This is a genomic window from Microvirga rosea (assembly GCF_020595095.1).
GTDB lineage: Bacteria > Pseudomonadota > Alphaproteobacteria > Rhizobiales > Beijerinckiaceae > Microvirga > Microvirga rosea.
This window is the reverse complement of the sequence record NZ_JAJDOP010000013.1, coordinates 1-14,514: the sequence shown is the minus strand read 5'-3', so window position 1 is coordinate 14,514 and position 14,514 is coordinate 1. Positions and strand designations below refer to the sequence as shown.

Genomic DNA, 14,514 nt, shown 5'->3' with positions numbered 1-14,514 from the left:
TCGAAATGCAGGACGCCAGCGCATTATGGGTTTTCGGGTACGGTTCGCTCATGTGGCGGCCGGGGTTTCCGTTCATGGAGCGGCATCATGCCCGGCTCTATGGCTACCATCGTTCCCTTTGCGTCTTCTCTCACGTCCATCGCGGCACACCCGAGCGTCCAGGTCTGGTGCTCGGGCTCGACAGGGGTGGACGCTGTCACGGGGTGGCGTTCAAGGTTGCTCCTGAGGAGGCGGACGCCACGATCCATTATCTGCGGGAGCGCGAGCAGGCGACGGCGGTCTACCTGGAAAGGCGTCTGCCGGTGCGCCTGGAGGACGGCCGCAAAGTCGAAGCTTTGACCTATATCGCCGACCGAAAGCATAACCAGTACGCGGGCCGCCTGTCCTTCGATGACATCGTCGCGCTGGTTCGGCATGGCGAGGGCATTTCAGGCCGCAATCCCGACTATGTCCGGTCGACCTATGAACACCTGCTCGGGATGGGAGTCCACGACCCCCTGTTAGAGCGGCTGACCGAGGCGGTCGCTTAAGGCGCCGAAGCATTATCCTCGCGCAGATCTTCGACCACGGCTTTCCGCTCCCGCTCGTCATGGGCCAAGCGGTGAACGTGCATCTCGTTGGCGCCGCGATTCTGCACCTCCGCCATCCACCGCGCCCGGGCCTGTTCGCCGGGATAGGAGCTGGCGGTGGCGATGTCGATCACATGGGCCGTCCCGGCCTCGTCCCGCTTTACCGCAAGAATCACCGCATCCGTGGTGACCTCGAAAACCTCCGCCTCGATGAGAGGATGGACCCCGACGATGTAGCGCCGGCCGGAGCGGCCCCGCCAGGAGCTCAACGTTTCGGATGACCGCAGGCCTGCCGTCGCTCTGAGACGCTCCTCGCGCACGCCTGCTCTCCGGGCTCGTTCATTGCGGAGATCCCGCATGGCCATCGACCATGCTATGGTTCGTTTGTTCGCCATTTGTTCTTAAGATAAGAACCGGAACCGGCACCGTCAAGAATCCTTCAAATCCTTGTGACGTCAGGCGTTGGTCAAGTTTGTCGCAGGTCTGTCCGCCGGCAGCCCCAACTCCCGCCGTCCTTCGGCGACCAAGCGCTCCGAGGCGCTCTCGATGGCATGCTGCATCTGCCTGAAGAACTCATCCCGGGGAAGCCCCGGCGCGATCGGCTCCAGGATCTCGACACGGATGGTGCCGGGCCGCCGGATGAACTGGCGTCGCGGCCAGAAAAGACCTGAGTTGAGGGCAATAGGCAGGCAGGCGACCCCCAGGTTCACATAAAGGTGGGAAACGCCGAACTTGTAGGCCGGAGGGGCACCGGGCGGACGCCTGGTGCCTTCGGGGAAGATCACGATCTGGCGGCCCTCGACGACTTCCTCCCGCGCTCGCGTCATCATCTTGATGAGGGCCATGGAGCCCGCCTTGCGGTTCACAGGAACGCAATCGGCCTTCCGCGCATACCAGCCGAAGAACGGAATCCACATGAGTTCCTGCTTCAAGATAAAGGTGGGATCTTCGAAAAGAGGCAGGAGCGCGAAGGTCTCCCACAGGGATTGATGCTTGGCGGCGACCAGAAGCCCGCCCGGCGGGATCCTTTCGCGGCCTTGGATCTCGACCCGAATTCCGGCGATCACGCGCAAAAGCCACAGGGACGACCGTGCCCATGCCTGCGCACCGCGCATGAAGGCCCGCCGGGGCATGGCGAAGGTCGGCAGCAACATGAGCATCCAGAGGATGATGTTCACGTAAAAGGCGATGTTGAACAGCAGGGACCGGAGAATCAGCATGGCGAGGACAAAAAAGCGGGGCCAGATACCCCGCAGGCCGTCACTCTAAGCCACGATCCGGCGGGCGCCACAAGGTAAAAGTGGAGGCGGCGCCTTAGCGCCACAGCGGCCCGGCAGAGACGTGCTGGATGGGACGTCCTCCGCTCAAGATCTTCGCCGCCGAGGAATGCTCGGGATCCTTCTCGAAACGGGTCCGAACCCAGACGATGAGGAACTTGAGATATTCGGAGAAGATCACCTTGGCGGTCGCGGGATTGTGCCACCAATCGTGAGGATCGATCGTTGCCGCAACCGGATAGGGGATCTTCTGCAGGTTCGGGAGAGCGTGATCGAGCTCCACGAGCGTGCGCGGCATGTGGTAATTCGACGTGACGACGATCAGGGCGTCGAACTGGTGCTGTTCGGCCCAGCGGCGGGTCTCGATCGCATTGCCGATGGTGTTCCGCGCCCGGTAATCCAGATCGACGCAGCAATCGAACAAACGCCGCTGTCCCGGGTTGAGGCGGAAAATCTCGTCCCGGCTCGTCTTTTCATTGACCCCGGAAATCAGAAGCCGCTTCGCATAGCCTTGCGCAAGCAGATCGATGGCGTCCCCGATGCGTTGGGCTCCCCCGGTCATGGCGACGATGCCGTCCGCGCGCGTTTCGGGCTTTTGCTCGAAACGATCGAGGGAATAGACGAAAACGAGAAAACCGGTGAACAGGAGGAAAAAGCCCGCAAAGGCCGCCACCAGACCCACTCGGAACATACGGTTTCTGAGGGATCGCGTCGCCGGCAGAGAAGGCGAGCCTGACATCGTCCAGCCCCAACCCAAGGCCTCTGTCGTGTTCATGGCGTTGGTAAGCGCCAGGTTCTGCGTTTGCGAGGTCATCTCGGCGGAAGATACGGCAGAATGCGGCAATGGAGAGGCAATCCTTTTGACCACCGGGAAATATCAACCATTTCCGTTAAGGAATCGTCTCACAGTCAAACGTGAGACGATTCCTGTGATCAAGGCCACGGCCAGGGCGATCAGGATCACCACCGCATAGCCGCGCCAGCCGATGCTGAACGATCCGAAGAGCGCTTCCAGCTGATCGCCCGCCGGGCTCGCCCGCCAGGACCGGGTGACGAACCCCAACGTGACGGTCATCGCCAGGGCTGCCCCGGCCCCGACCATACTGCCTCTGAGACCGAGCTTGAAGAACCGGCGCTGGAACTCCCTGGCGATGAAATCGTCGCTGGCTCCCACGAAATGCAGCACATCGACCACTTCGCGGTTGCCCGCCATGGCGCCCCGTGTCGCAAAGGTGACCGCGAGCCCTGCCGCCAGCAGAACGAGGGCAACCAGAATGACCCCGACGCCGATGATGGTGTTGGCCATGGTCGAGAGACGCGAAACCCAAAGGGCGTGATCGTCGAGGCTTGCTCCGGGAATCTGATCGCGAAGAGCCTGTCTGAGCTTGGTGAAATCGGGTTTGGCCTCGGCCTGAAGCTTGAGGACGATCAGGCGCGGAACCGGCAGGTCGTTGAAGTCGAGCCCCGTTCCCAGCCACGGCTCCAGAAGACGCTCGGATTCCGCTTTCGAGAAGGCCTGGGTTTCCTCGACGCCCGGGGTCTGACGCGCGAGCGCCACGGCCCGCGCCACATCGTCCTCGATCGAGCGTTGCGGGTTCGGCCGGATCTGGATCGTAACTTCCCGGGCGATGTCCGAACGCCATTGGGTCGAGCTCGATGCCACGAGCTCCGCCCCACCGGCGCACAGGGCCGCCAGAAACGTGAGAATCGCGATCACGGCCGCGAGGGCTTGTCCGCCCGCGGAGTCGACCGGAACGAGGGGGGCGTTGCGGCGCAAGGAGGCGGGAAGGGGACGCTTGTCTCCTTCCGGGGCGGAGGAGCGCGAGGCGCGCGCATGGGAAAGCTCGCTCATGGCGCCTACTCGTCGATATGCAGCCGGCCGTCGCCGAGCACGAGACGCCGCACATCGAGTTGGTCCATGAGGCTGAAATCGTGGGTCGCGATGACAACCGAGGTGCCGAGCCGATTGAGCTCGATGAACAGGCGAAGAAGCCTTCGCGCCAGCGACGGGTCGACGTTACCCGTCGGCTCGTCGGCCAGCAGAAGATCCGGACGCACGATCAGGGCCCGGGCGATCGCCGCACGTTGCTTCTCGCCGCCGGACAGGACCGGCGGAAGCACGTGCATCCGGTCGCCGAGGCCGACCCAGCGCAGCAGCTCGACCACTTCGGCCCGGTAGCTCGCTTCCTCTTTCCCCTGCACCCGCAGGGGAAGCGCCACGTTTTCATAGGTCGTCAGATGGTCGAGGAGGCGAAAATCCTGGAAAACCACGCCCATCCGCCGCCGGACATCGGTCAGGGCATTCTTGGAAATGCCGGACACATCCTCTCCGAAAAGGGAGATCAGGCCCCGAGTGGGCCTGACGGCCAGCAGGATGAGGCGCAGGAGGGTGGTCTTGCCGGCGCCGGAAGGACCCGTGAGAAACTGAAAGGAATGGGGCTCGATCGAGAAGGTCAGATCGCGCAGGACTTCGGGACCCATGCCATAGCGCACGCCCACATTCTCAAAATGCACGACCGGAGGCGCATCCTCCGCAAATTCGTTGTCGTAAAAAGCTTCCACGAGCAGCCAGGTATCCTTGGCGAGGTTTGAGATGAGCGGCGGGCCCCTTCGGCCGATGCCTTCGATTCGCGTTGCTTATGGTCCACATCTACGAGCCAAGTCCATAAGGTCCCCTTAACTCGAGCGATGGCCGTGGCGATGCTAGCGGAACTTTTGGACCGGATGAACCTGTCCCCTCGTGCTTCCGGTGGACTTTAAGGCCGCAGGCATGGAAGTTCGTTTGACTTCGCCGCGTCCTCATGGTCACCAAAGAAGAAACAGTCCAGGTCCCGGTTTCTTGCCGCAGGGCCCTTTTCTGAATGGATCAATGATGACAGGCACGCCGCGCATCCGGGTTCTTTTCGATCAGGAGACGATCGCGAAACGCATCGAGGAACTCGCCCGCGAGATCGCGGCCTCGAAGCCCGAGAACCTGCTCGTTGTCGCTGTCCTGAAGGGCAGCTTCATGTTTGCCGCGGATCTGATCCGGGCTCTGCACCGGGCGGGATTGGAGCCGCAGGTCGAGTTCGTGCACCTGTCGAGCTATCTGGACGGCACCGTCTCGTCGGGGCAGGTCGCCATTCTGCGCGACGTGGAAAGCGACGTCAGAGGGCGGGACGTGCTTCTCGTGGACGATATCCTCGAATCGGGACGCACGGTGACCTTCGCGAAGGACCTGCTGATGGCCCGGGGGGCAAAGCGGGTCATGACGACCGTGCTTCTCGAAAAGCCAGGAAAGCGGGCCGTTTCCATCGATGCGGATTTCGTCGGCTTCACCTGCCCGGACGTCTTCGTGGTCGGATACGGCATGGACGTCGCCCATTCCTATCGCCAGCTGCCGTTCGTCGGCGTTGTCGACCACCTCGACAAGAATCCCGACCTTTTCGACCAGAAGGCGTGACACCTACCCGTTGAGGCGCCAGACGGCGGCGTTCAACGCCGTCGCATAGCCGACCCAGGCCAGATAAGGCACCAGCAGAAGGGCCGCCGCTCGATCGAGCGGCCAAAAGGCATGGATCGTCGCAAGGATCGCCACAAGAAGAAACGCGATCACCGCGAGACCGGCTAGGGGCGAGTGGGCTCCGAAAAATACCCAGGACCAGAGGGCATTGAGGGCCAGCTGAACGAAGAAGGTCGTTACGGCCGTTCCGCGTCCGGGCGTATCCTTGCCGAGGAACAGAATCCGCCAGAGCGCATAGGCCATCATGGCATAGAGCAATGTCCAGACCGGGCCGAAAAGCCAGTTCGGGGGCGTGAAGCCCGGCTTCACGAGGCCCGCGTACCAGGTCGGGATGTTGGGGGTCGTGGCGATCGTCCCGAGAATTCCGGCCGCGGCAACCGGCAGAACGGCAATCAGGAGCCTTTGAAGGGGAGGCGTCGGTCGGTCTGGCAAAGTGGTCTCGCCGGGATGCATGACGGAGGGATTCCCTGTAAAGGCATGAATGCTGCCGTTTCGGCAACCGTCAAGCTGTCTGGAGGTTCCCATGTCGTCATCGCATCCGCTCTGGTCCAAGCGCTCCCTCACGGCGCAGGCCATGGGGCACGTGGATCCGATCACACGGGCGGTTGTGCCTCCGATCCATGTGGCGACCACCTATATTCGTGACGAGGACAACGGCTACTCGTCGGGTTTCGTCTATGGCCGCCCGGACAACGCCACGATCCGGGAGGCGGAGGGCGTGCTGGCGATGCTGGAGGAGGCCGATGCCGGGGCCCTTCTGTTTTCCTCCGGGATGGCGGCGGCCACGACGGTCTTCCAGGCGCTGGATCCCGGCGACCACGTGGTGGCGTCCAAGGTCATGTACTGGGCGCTGCGCAGCTGGCTCATGACGGAGGCGACGCGCTGGGGCCTCAAGGTCGATTTCGTCGAGACGGACGATCTCGATGCCCTGCGCCGGGCCGTCATTCCCGACCGGACGAAACTGCTCTGGATCGAAACGCCCTCGAACCCGCTCTGGACAATCACCGATATCGCCTCAGCCGCCGAGATTGCCCATGCGGCGGGCGCGCGCCTCGCGGTCGACTCGACGACGGCGTCTCCCATCCATACTCGGCCGCTGGCACTGGGAGCGGACATCGTCATGCATGCCGCGACCAAAGTTCTGAACGGGCATTCCGACGTCGTGGCCGGCGCTCTCGCCGGCGCGAAGGCCGATGCCTTCTGGAGCCGGATCGTGTCCATCCGGAAGATGCAAGGGGCCATCCTCGGACCGTTCGAGGCCTATCTTCTCATGAGGGGAATGCGGACCTTGCACCTGCGCACCGCGGCCCAGGCGAAAAGCGCCATGACCCTTGCCGAGCGTTTCAGCGAGCATCCCATGATCGCACGGGTGCTCTATCCGGGGCTGCCGCAGCACCCGGGCCATGACATCGCAGCCCGGCAGATGGAGGGAGGCTTCGGCTATATGCTGTCGATCCAGCTGATCGGGGGCGAGGCCGCCGCCATTCGGGCGGCCGCCCGCGTCGGACTCTGGAAACGGGCGACCTCGCTGGGGGGCGTCGAGAGCCTCATCGAGCATCGCGCCTCCATCGAGGGGCCCGGAACGCCTTGCCCTCCGGATCTGCTCCGGCTTTCCAGCGGGATCGAGGACGTCAACGACCTCTTTACGGATCTCGACGAGGCATTGCGGGCAGCCTGATCGCATCCGTGTTGATCTTGTCATGAAACTTGTGTTCTCCTCGGCTCAAGAAATGCTTTCCGAGAGAAACAAAATATGACCTCGTCCCCGATCACCCGCCGCCGTGTCCTGCAAACCGGCGTTGCCGCCGTGGCCGTCGCGGCTCTGCCCCAGGCGAGCTTCGGCGCCGAACCGACGGTGAAGGTGCGCATCATGGAGACCACCGATCTCCATGTGAACATCATGCCTTACGACTATTATCGCGATGCGGCGGACGACACCGTCGGACTCGCGCGCACGGCCACGATCGTCAAAGCCGCCCGGGGCGAGGCGAAGAACAGCCTTCTGTTCGACAACGGCGATCTCATCCAGGGCTCCCCGCTTGGTGATTATGTCGCCTATCGGCGCGGCATGAAAAAGGGCGACGTGCATCCCATGGTCGCCGCCATGAACACCCTGAACTATGATTGCGGCACCCTCGGCAATCACGAGTTCAACTATGGGCTGGAATTCCTGGAGAATTCACTGGGCGAGGCGAAATTCCCTCTCGTCTGTGCGAACGTCATCAAGGCGAACGGCGAAACCCTGCGCAAGCCCTGGCTCATTCTCGACCGGGAATTCGTCGACGAGGCGGGGGCCAAGCAGAATCTGAAGATCGGCGTCATCGGCTTCGTTCCGCCGCAGATCGTGCAGTGGGACAAGGCCAATCTCGACGGGAAGGCGACGACGATCGATATCGTCGATGCGGCGCAAAAATATGTCCCGGACATCAAGAAGGCGGGAGCCGACATCGTGGTCGCCCTTTGCCATTCGGGCATTGCCGGCGGCGAGCGCAAAGGCGGCGAAGAGAATGCGGCCCTGCATCTGGCAAAAGTCGATGGGATCGACGTGATCCTCACCGGCCACCAGCATTTCACCTTCCCGGGTGGCAAGGAATTCAACAACATTCCGGGCGTCGACGTGAAGGCGGGAACGCTGCACGGGAAGCCGGCGGTCATGGCCGGCTTCTGGGGCAGCCATCTTGGCGTGATCGACCTGGAGCTGGCGAAGGACGGAAACACCTGGAAGGTGGCGGGCTTCCGGACCGAACTCCGGCCGATCTACGATCGCGTCGACCGCAAGGTCGTGGCGAAGGTGGAGAGCGACGCCCTTGTGGTCGCCGCCGTGAAGGCCGATCACGAGGGAACGCTGAAATATGTCCGCGAGGCGGTCGGCACCACAAGCGTCCCGATCCATTCCTACTATTCGCTCGTTGCGGACGATGCCTCGGTCAAGATCGTTGCCGAGGCTCAAGCCTGGTATGTGGCCGATCTGCTCAAGACGACGGCCCACAAGGATCTTCCGCTGCTCTCCGCCGCCGCGCCATTCAAGGCGGGTGGACGCGGGGGGCCCAATTACTACACGGACATTAAACCCGGACCGCTGGCCATCAAGGACATGGCCGATATCTACATCTATCCGAACACGATCCGCGCCGTGAAGGTGACGGGCGCGCAGGTGCGGGAATGGCTGGAACGCTCGGCCGGAATCTACAACCAGATCGATCCGTCGAAGAGCGGTGAACAGGACCTCATCAACCCCGCTTTCCCGGCCTACAACTTCGACGTGATCGCAGGGGTGCAGTACAAGATCGATCCGACCCAGGCCTCGCGCTACGACAATGACGGCAAGCTGATCAACCCTGGTGCCCACCGCATCAAGGAGCTGACCTATAACGGCAAGCCCGTTGCAGATGATCAGGTCTTCATCGTCGCGACGAACAACTACCGGGCGGGCGGCGGCGGCAACTTCCCGGGCAACGATGGAACCACCATCGTGCTCGACGCGCCGGATCTCACGCGGGATGCGATCATGCGCTACATCATGGACCGCAAGGAAATCGCCCCCAAGGCGAATGGCTCCTGGTCCCTGCTTCCTCCGGCCGGCAACGCAACGGTTGTTTTCACCACGGGTCCCAATGCGGCAGCCTATCAGCCGGCCGGCATCAAGGTGGAAAAGCTCGGTGACGCGCCCGAGGGGTTCATCAAGTATCGTCTCGTGAGCTGAGGACGTCTCGAAGGCCCCACGAGGCGGCAAGGCACGGCCTTGCCGCCTTCTTTGCGCCCGTCCTGCTTAAGGGAGCTTCACCACATCCTCGACTTGGTCGTAGTTGTGGATCTCGTGAAGACGTCCGCGCTTTGCTGCGAGGATCGTTCCGTTCAGCTCGCCGCCGAACAGAAAGATCGCGCCGAGGGTATAAAGGAAGATGAGGGCCACCATGGCGGTCGAAAGGCCGCCATAGGTTGACGCATAGGCGCCCGGATAGAACTCGAGATACCAGCCGAAGCCGAGGCCGCCGAGCAGCCACAGCAGCAGCGTGACCCCCACGCCCGGAAGCACGGACAAGATCGTGCGCCGCCCAGCGGGAATGAGTTTGTGCGCGACGATGAGCCCTGCGACGATGATCAGGGTGGCGGTTCCGATCCGCACGAGGCCGATCAGGGTATCGAGGGGTTGGAGAGCCGGAACCCAATAAAGCAGTCCACGCCAGACGAACGGGCCAAGCACCACCAGCAGGGCCAGGGCGAGCATGACCAGGGCGCCCCCCATGACAAAGGCCAGGGATTCGAGACGCGTCAGCCACCAGGCCCGCGTTTCGCGAATTCCATAGGCGCGGTTGAGGCCGACCCGCAGGCCCTCGACGCCGCTCGAGGCGAAATAAAGGGCCAGGACGAGGCCGAGGGTCAGGACGTCGCTGCGTCGCCCGGTGAGGATATTATGGATCTCGCCGGCGATGGGCTCTGCGATTTCCCGGGGCCATGCCTCCAGGATGATGGTCGCCGCCTCGTCGGCCAGGGTCCCGGTTCCGAAAAGTCCGGCCAGGGCCGTCAGCAGGATCAGAAAAGGAAACATCGACGTCAGGACCGATAGGGCGATATGACTCGCGATCGCCCAGCCGTCATGCAGCAGAAAGCGATTGGCCGCGATTGCGAGGACTTCGAAATACAAACGCAGGCGATTCAAACAGGACCCCAGGGCGATGGACACAGGACAGGGAACTTAGAATGCTTTGGTTCGGAATCGATAGGTCAATCTTTCCCAAGCGGAGGCTTGGCGTTGGAAAGAGCTGTCTCTAGAGTGGAGAAATTCTGTCGCCGCTGTCGGCGGACAGCCGATCTTCCCCGCTATTGAACGATTCTCTCATGTCTTTCGACACTCTCATGGCGCGCATGGCGCCGCCTGTTTTCGTGGTGATCTGGGCAACCGGCTTCATCGTTGCGCGCATCATCGCGCCGCATGCGGAGCCGCTCACTTTTCTGCTCGTGCGCTATCTCCTGGCCCTCGCCGTCCTGTTGGGCGTGATCGCCATCGCCCGCGCCCCCTGGCCCCGGAGCCCGCGGGACTGGAGAAACAGCCTGATCGCCGGAATGCTGCTGCATGGCTTCTATCTCGGAGGCGTGTTCTGGGCCGTGAAGGACGGGCTGCCGGCGGGAATCATGGCTCTGATCGCCGGGCTCCAGCCCTTGGCGACGGCCGTCCTGTCGAAGCCCCTGCTCGGAGAGCGCGTATCGTCCCGAGGCTGGCTCGGGATCGGCGTCGGCTTCCTGGGCGCCGCTTTGGTCGTCCTGCCGAAGCTGGGAGACGGCGGAGTGCCGGTGCTGGCCCTCCTGGTCGGCCTTCTGGCGATGGTGTCGATCACCTGCGGCACCATTTGGCAGAAGCGAACCGGCGGGAAGCTCGATCTGCGCGTGAACGCCGCCATCCAGTATGTCGGGGCGTCCCTGGTCACCATCCCGATGGTGCTGCTCACCGAAGAGGGCCGGATGGACTGGACGCTGCCCCTCATCGGAGCGCTGGCCTGGGCCGTGCTCGGCCTTTCCATCGGCGCCATCGGCCTGTTGCTCTATCTCATCCGCCGCGGTGCGGTGGTGGGCGTCGCCACCCTGCTTTATCTGGTGCCGCCCGTTGCCGCGCTCATGGCCTTCGCCCTGTTCGGCGAGACCTTGAGCCTCGTTCAAATCGTCGGCATGGGGCTCGCGGCTTTCGGCGTCGCGATCGCGAGTCGGAGCTGACGAGCAAAAAGCCCCAGACGCGGGTGCGCCTGAGGCTTCGTCTGGAAAAGCGCAACCTATTTCGTAATCTTGACGGAAACCGGATCGCTGGCCGGAAATGTTTCTTCCACGCCGTGATCGAGCTTGTCGTCGAGGTTCTCTTTCGAGTTCTCGGGCAGCTTCTTGTCCTCGCCCTCACTCTTGTTCTGGTCCGACCCGTGGGCCTTCGACTTGTCGTTCATGGGAGATCTCCCGCTCAAGCATCGTTTCTCTGTTCCACAAGACAACGCCCGAGCTGTTGATCCGATCCCTTGAAATCGTCAGCGCGGTTGACCCTGCTGCGTGTAGACATAGTAGTCGAAAGGCAGCTCGGCGATGCGGAACCAGGTGTATTCCTTCTCACGGAAGGCGTTCCAGGAGTCGTAGATCTTCTTGAACTTCGGGTTCGAGGCCGCAATCTCGTTGTAGAACTTGTAGGCCTCCCGGAAGCTTGCATCGAGAATATCCTTCGGGAACGCGCGCAGCTGTGCCCCTTGCGCGACCAGACGGCGAACGGCCTCCGCGTTTTCCGCATCGTACTTCATCACGCATTGCGCATTGGCTTCCGCGCAGGCTGCTTCGAGAATGGCCTTGTAGGAAGCCGGGAGGCCGTTCCACTTGTCGAGATTGACATAGAGCGAGGGCTGCGCCGAGCCTTCCCAGAAGCCGGGGTAATAGTAGTACTTGGCGACCTTCACGAAGCCGAGCTTCTCATCGTCGTAAGGGCCGGAGAACTCCACCGCATCGAGAGTGCCCCGTTCAAGGGCCGGATAGATGTCGCCGGCGGCAAGCACTTGCGGAACGACGCCGAGGCGCGACATGATCTGCCCGCCCATTCCGGCGATCCGCATTTTCAGGCCGCTCAGATCTTGGGCGGATTTGATCTCGCTGCGGAACCAGCCGCCCATCTGGGCGCCGGTCTGGCCAGCCGGGAAGGGCATGACGTTGTAATCCTTCATGAACTCCCGCACGAGCTGCAGGCCGCCGCCATATGCCATCCAGGCATTGTGATGGCGGACGTTCATCCCCCACGGCATCGATGTCTCGAACTGGAATGTCGGATCCTTGCCGATGTAGAAGCTCGAGAGCGTGTATCCGCACTCGATGGTGCCGTTCTGCACGCTGTCGAGCACCTGCAGGCCACTCACCAACTCACCGGCCGCGAAGGATTGGATTTGGAATTTGTTGTCCGTGGCTTCCGCGACGCGCTTGGCGATCTGGGCGCCGGCACCATAGAGAGTATCGAGGCTCTTCGGATAGCTTGAGGCCATGCGCCAGCGAATCTCCGGCTGGGCCTGGGCGATCGCCGGTGACGCGACGCCCGCCGCCGCTGCTGCCAATCCGGCTCCTTTGAGCACTGTTCTTCTATCCATGGGGTTTCCTCAAGGCTTGGATGATTTGCCGTCCATCCATAGGCCCGAGGAAACGCTCTGTCACCCTGTCTTACGTATGGGAAAGAACCTTACAAAACGGCAGGCCCGCTCGAAATTTCAGCCAATTTCGCCGATTGTCGATACCTTGGCCTGCAGTGTTCTCCCGGTAGGCTGCGCATAAAAAATCCCTCCCCGGCGGGGAGGGATCTGGAAGCACCGGTTTTTAGCGTTCCTCGCTGCCGCCCTTGGAGAGAGGCCGGCTTGTCTGAGGACCGTCGCCTCTGGCGGAACGTTTGGGTGGCTTTTCGTCGCCTGTCGAGGATTGCGAGCGGCCGCCGGACTGAGAAGCCGTCGGATGACCACGGACGAAGGTCCCTTTCGGAGCCGACACCGCGTTTCCCGGCGCCGGTACGCGCTGGCGTCCCGAATCGGGCGTGATGGGTTGCGGTGACTCCGTTGCGGTCTCCGTGCGCGCCGGAGCGGCGGCCGGACTCTTGAGAGCCGTTGTCGGCACACCCTCGGCGATTTCGGCGTTGGAGAGGGTGAGGCCGGCATCTTCGGCGCCGCGTTCCGGTGGAACTTCGCCAAAGCTGTGAATGCCGGCGCTGGAGCCGCTTTTCACCCGGCCATCGTCCACGTGATTGATATCGAGATCAGGATCGAGCTTCTTGGATGCGCCCATGATGCCCGTGGCTTTCGCAGCAGCGCGCTTGGTGTCGCCCACATCGTTGCGTTGGGTCGGGCCTGCCACGAAATCCTGTCCCCCTTCTTCGGCTTGCAGTTCGTTGAGAACCTCGTCCACATCGGGTTCGGGAGGGCGGCCGCGCTTGTCCTGCGCCATGGAATGCTCCTCTTCTGGGTGTTGACGGGCGGAAAGCCCGCCTCTCATTGGGGCCAACGCCCCTCCGGGAAGGCGGGTTCCGACCTGATGCGCGGCAATTGGATCAGCGGCCAAGCTCCTTCTGCATATCCTGCAGCAAGGCGATGTGTTCCTTGATCTGGCCGCGTGCGAGCTTGGCGACGTTCGTCAGTTCGCGGTTACCGGAATTTTCCTGCAGATAGCGCTCCTGGATCGCGAGAAGATCCTGGTGCCCCTTCAACTGCATGGTCACATAATCCTTGTCGAAAGCCGCTCCCGCCTGGGCTTTCGACATGCGCTCCATGACGGCTGCATCATTCTGCGAAAGGTCCGGCGCGGTGGAGGCCGCCTGCTGTGCCCCTTGAGTCGTGGAGGCTGTCGCCGCAGGATCGGCCATGGAATGCAGAACTTCGGACAGCGTATTCTGCTCCGCCACCTCGAAGGTCGCGAACTGTTTTACGCGTGGGTTCTCGGCCTTCGATACGGCAAAGTTTGAAGCCTGTAGCGCAACGGTACCGGCCGCCAATGTCTGCTGAATGTACTGGTGGTCGGCTTGGGATTGCTGCTGTCCCATCTGCGCGGGAGCGCTGGCCTGACCTTGACGGTTCTGCGTCTGCGTATCCTGTGGCGCGCCGCCCTGCTGAACCCGCTGCTGGCGCTGTTGCGCATTCTGTCCAAGGCTGGGATTGCTCTGCGATTCGGTGTTTTGCGGTGCGACCGAAAAGGGAATCGACTGGTTCTGCTGCACGCCTTGGGCAAGCACCGGAAGGCTGACGACGGTCATGAGACCGGCAACGACGAGACGGCGGGACATCAACGTTCTCCTGCTGGATATGGACAGGGCGAACGCGCCGAATCGTCCTTTGTTTCGAAAACGCCGCTCACCTGCCGGGCCATGAAGCCTCACGTGGGGACGGAGCAGGAGCGACATTTGTCGTGCCAAGCTCTCGCGGTTCCCGCCCGGAATTCGCAGGCGAGCCATTTGCGGAAGTCGCATAAGCTCCGCATTGACGAGGGCTTTCGGCAGCCGAGATCGTTCAGGCTCACGCAAGTTGCCGAGCCTGAACGATCCTGCGGCGTCTTACAGGATGAAGTCGGTTGCGGCGAGCGCGAGCTTGGTGCCGACGAGATCCACATGGGTCGTGAAGTTGCCGGCATTGGCGTAAAGATGCGTCACGTTGGCGGCTGCGTCTTCCACCGCCCAGAT

16 protein-coding genes are annotated in these 14,514 nt (G+C 62.6%); 5 read left to right on the top strand and 11 right to left on the bottom strand.

What is annotated here, in order from left to right; translation table 11 throughout:
* Positions 1-5: 5 nt before the first annotated feature.
* A complete protein-coding gene (locus tag LJD17_RS20740; protein ID WP_227386103.1) occupies positions 6-530 on the top strand; it encodes a gamma-glutamylcyclotransferase in 525 nt (174 codons plus the stop codon).
* On the opposite strand, the gene LJD17_RS20735 is transcribed toward LJD17_RS20740, so the two are convergent.
* The 5 genes from LJD17_RS20735 to ftsE form a co-directional block, all read right to left on the bottom strand.
* Positions 527-889: a hypothetical protein gene (locus LJD17_RS20735; RefSeq protein WP_319799713.1), complete on the bottom strand. Its 363-nt coding sequence runs from the start codon at positions 887-889 to the stop codon at positions 527-529. The two genes, LJD17_RS20740 and LJD17_RS20735, sit on opposite strands and share 4 nt — an antisense overlap.
* 135 nt (positions 890-1,024) lie before the next feature.
* The gene (locus LJD17_RS20730) at positions 1,025-1,789 is read right to left on the bottom strand and encodes a lysophospholipid acyltransferase family protein (protein ID WP_227386101.1); all 765 of its coding nucleotides are present in this window, start codon (positions 1,787-1,789) and stop codon (positions 1,025-1,027) included.
* Between the two features lie 94 nt (positions 1,790-1,883).
* Complete coding sequence (locus LJD17_RS20725; RefSeq protein ID WP_227386100.1) at positions 1,884-2,537, bottom strand: YdcF family protein; 654 nt, start codon at positions 2,535-2,537, stop codon at positions 1,884-1,886.
* A 186-nt stretch (positions 2,538-2,723) separates the two neighbouring features.
* The gene (locus LJD17_RS20720; protein ID WP_227386099.1) at positions 2,724-3,698 is read right to left on the bottom strand and encodes a cell division protein FtsX; all 975 of its coding nucleotides are present in this window, start codon (positions 3,696-3,698) and stop codon (positions 2,724-2,726) included.
* Between the two features lie 5 nt (positions 3,699-3,703).
* Positions 3,704-4,408 (bottom strand): cell division ATP-binding protein FtsE, encoded by a 705-nt coding sequence (ftsE, locus tag LJD17_RS20715; protein WP_227386098.1) that lies wholly within the window; start codon positions 4,406-4,408, stop codon positions 3,704-3,706.
* A 307-nt stretch (positions 4,409-4,715) separates the two neighbouring features.
* On the opposite strand from ftsE, the gene hpt reads away from it, so the two are divergent.
* Positions 4,716-5,288, top strand: coding sequence for a hypoxanthine phosphoribosyltransferase (hpt, locus tag LJD17_RS20710; protein WP_227386097.1), 573 nt, complete (start codon positions 4,716-4,718; stop codon positions 5,286-5,288).
* A gap of 3 nt (positions 5,289-5,291) precedes the next feature.
* Here hpt and LJD17_RS20705 read toward each other — a convergent pair whose 3' ends face one another.
* Complete coding sequence (locus LJD17_RS20705; protein WP_406600859.1) at positions 5,292-5,873, bottom strand: TspO/MBR family protein; 582 nt, start codon at positions 5,871-5,873, stop codon at positions 5,292-5,294.
* Here LJD17_RS20705 and LJD17_RS20700 point away from each other — a divergent pair.
* Together LJD17_RS20700 and LJD17_RS20695 are read left to right on the top strand one after the other, a co-directional pair.
* Complete coding sequence (locus tag LJD17_RS20700) at positions 5,872-7,026, top strand: trans-sulfuration enzyme family protein (RefSeq protein WP_227386096.1); 1,155 nt, start codon at positions 5,872-5,874, stop codon at positions 7,024-7,026. The genes LJD17_RS20705 and LJD17_RS20700 overlap by 2 nt on opposite strands.
* Positions 7,027-7,101: 75 nt before the next feature.
* On the top strand, positions 7,102-9,051 hold the full coding sequence (locus LJD17_RS20695; RefSeq protein WP_227386095.1) for a bifunctional 2',3'-cyclic-nucleotide 2'-phosphodiesterase/3'-nucleotidase: 1,950 nt from the start codon (positions 7,102-7,104) through the stop codon (positions 9,049-9,051).
* Between the two features lie 66 nt (positions 9,052-9,117).
* Here LJD17_RS20695 and LJD17_RS20690 read toward each other — a convergent pair whose 3' ends face one another.
* Positions 9,118-10,008, bottom strand: coding sequence for a YihY/virulence factor BrkB family protein (locus LJD17_RS20690; RefSeq protein WP_227386094.1), 891 nt, complete (start codon positions 10,006-10,008; stop codon positions 9,118-9,120).
* 179 nt (positions 10,009-10,187) lie between these two features.
* Between LJD17_RS20690 and LJD17_RS20685 the strand changes: the two genes are divergently transcribed.
* The gene (locus LJD17_RS20685; protein WP_227386093.1) at positions 10,188-11,057 is read left to right on the top strand and encodes a DMT family transporter; all 870 of its coding nucleotides are present in this window, start codon (positions 10,188-10,190) and stop codon (positions 11,055-11,057) included.
* Between the two features lie 56 nt (positions 11,058-11,113).
* Here LJD17_RS20685 and LJD17_RS20680 read toward each other — a convergent pair whose 3' ends face one another.
* From LJD17_RS20680 to LJD17_RS20665, 4 genes are all read right to left on the bottom strand, one after another.
* Positions 11,114-11,278: a hypothetical protein gene (locus tag LJD17_RS20680; protein WP_227386092.1), complete on the bottom strand. Its 165-nt coding sequence runs from the start codon at positions 11,276-11,278 to the stop codon at positions 11,114-11,116.
* A gap of 78 nt (positions 11,279-11,356) precedes the next feature.
* Positions 11,357-12,448, bottom strand: a complete 1,092-nt coding sequence (locus tag LJD17_RS20675; protein ID WP_227386091.1) for a TRAP transporter substrate-binding protein — start codon at positions 12,446-12,448, stop codon at positions 11,357-11,359.
* A 223-nt stretch (positions 12,449-12,671) separates the two neighbouring features.
* Positions 12,672-13,289, bottom strand: a complete 618-nt coding sequence (locus tag LJD17_RS20670) for a hypothetical protein (RefSeq protein WP_227386090.1) — start codon at positions 13,287-13,289, stop codon at positions 12,672-12,674.
* A gap of 103 nt (positions 13,290-13,392) precedes the next feature.
* A complete protein-coding gene (locus LJD17_RS20665; RefSeq protein WP_227386089.1) occupies positions 13,393-14,121 on the bottom strand; it encodes a DUF4142 domain-containing protein in 729 nt (242 codons plus the stop codon).
* Between the last annotated feature and the right edge of the window lie 393 nt (positions 14,122-14,514).

What these genes read in the sequence shown, in the direction of transcription:
- LJD17_RS20680 (WP_227386092.1), bottom strand. Translation starts at nt 11,278, where the DNA reads ATGAACGACAAGTCGAAGGCCCACGGGTCGGACCAGAACAAGAGTGAG.
- LJD17_RS20695 (WP_227386095.1), top strand. Translation starts at nt 7,102, where the DNA reads ATGACCTCGTCCCCGATCACCCGCCGCCGTGTCCTGCAAACCGGCGTT.
- LJD17_RS20685 (WP_227386093.1), top strand. Translation starts at nt 10,188, where the DNA reads ATGTCTTTCGACACTCTCATGGCGCGCATGGCGCCGCCTGTTTTCGTG.
- LJD17_RS20740 (WP_227386103.1), top strand. Translation starts at nt 6, where the DNA reads ATGCAGGACGCCAGCGCATTATGGGTTTTCGGGTACGGTTCGCTCATG.
- hpt (WP_227386097.1), top strand. Translation starts at nt 4,716, where the DNA reads ATGATGACAGGCACGCCGCGCATCCGGGTTCTTTTCGATCAGGAGACG.
- LJD17_RS20700 (WP_227386096.1), top strand. Translation starts at nt 5,872, where the DNA reads ATGTCGTCATCGCATCCGCTCTGGTCCAAGCGCTCCCTCACGGCGCAG.
- LJD17_RS20725 (WP_227386100.1), bottom strand. Translation starts at nt 2,537, where the DNA reads ATGTTCCGAGTGGGTCTGGTGGCGGCCTTTGCGGGCTTTTTCCTCCTG.
- LJD17_RS20730 (WP_227386101.1), bottom strand. Translation starts at nt 1,789, where the DNA reads ATGCTGATTCTCCGGTCCCTGCTGTTCAACATCGCCTTTTACGTGAAC.
- LJD17_RS20720 (WP_227386099.1), bottom strand. Translation starts at nt 3,698, where the DNA reads ATGAGCGAGCTTTCCCATGCGCGCGCCTCGCGCTCCTCCGCCCCGGAA.
- LJD17_RS20705 (WP_406600859.1), bottom strand. Translation starts at nt 5,873, where the DNA reads ATGGGAACCTCCAGACAGCTTGACGGTTGCCGAAACGGCAGCATTCAT.
- LJD17_RS20675 (WP_227386091.1), bottom strand. Translation starts at nt 12,448, where the DNA reads ATGGATAGAAGAACAGTGCTCAAAGGAGCCGGATTGGCAGCAGCGGCG.
- LJD17_RS20665 (WP_227386089.1), bottom strand. Translation starts at nt 14,121, where the DNA reads ATGTCCCGCCGTCTCGTCGTTGCCGGTCTCATGACCGTCGTCAGCCTT.
- LJD17_RS20670 (WP_227386090.1), bottom strand. Translation starts at nt 13,289, where the DNA reads ATGGCGCAGGACAAGCGCGGCCGCCCTCCCGAACCCGATGTGGACGAG.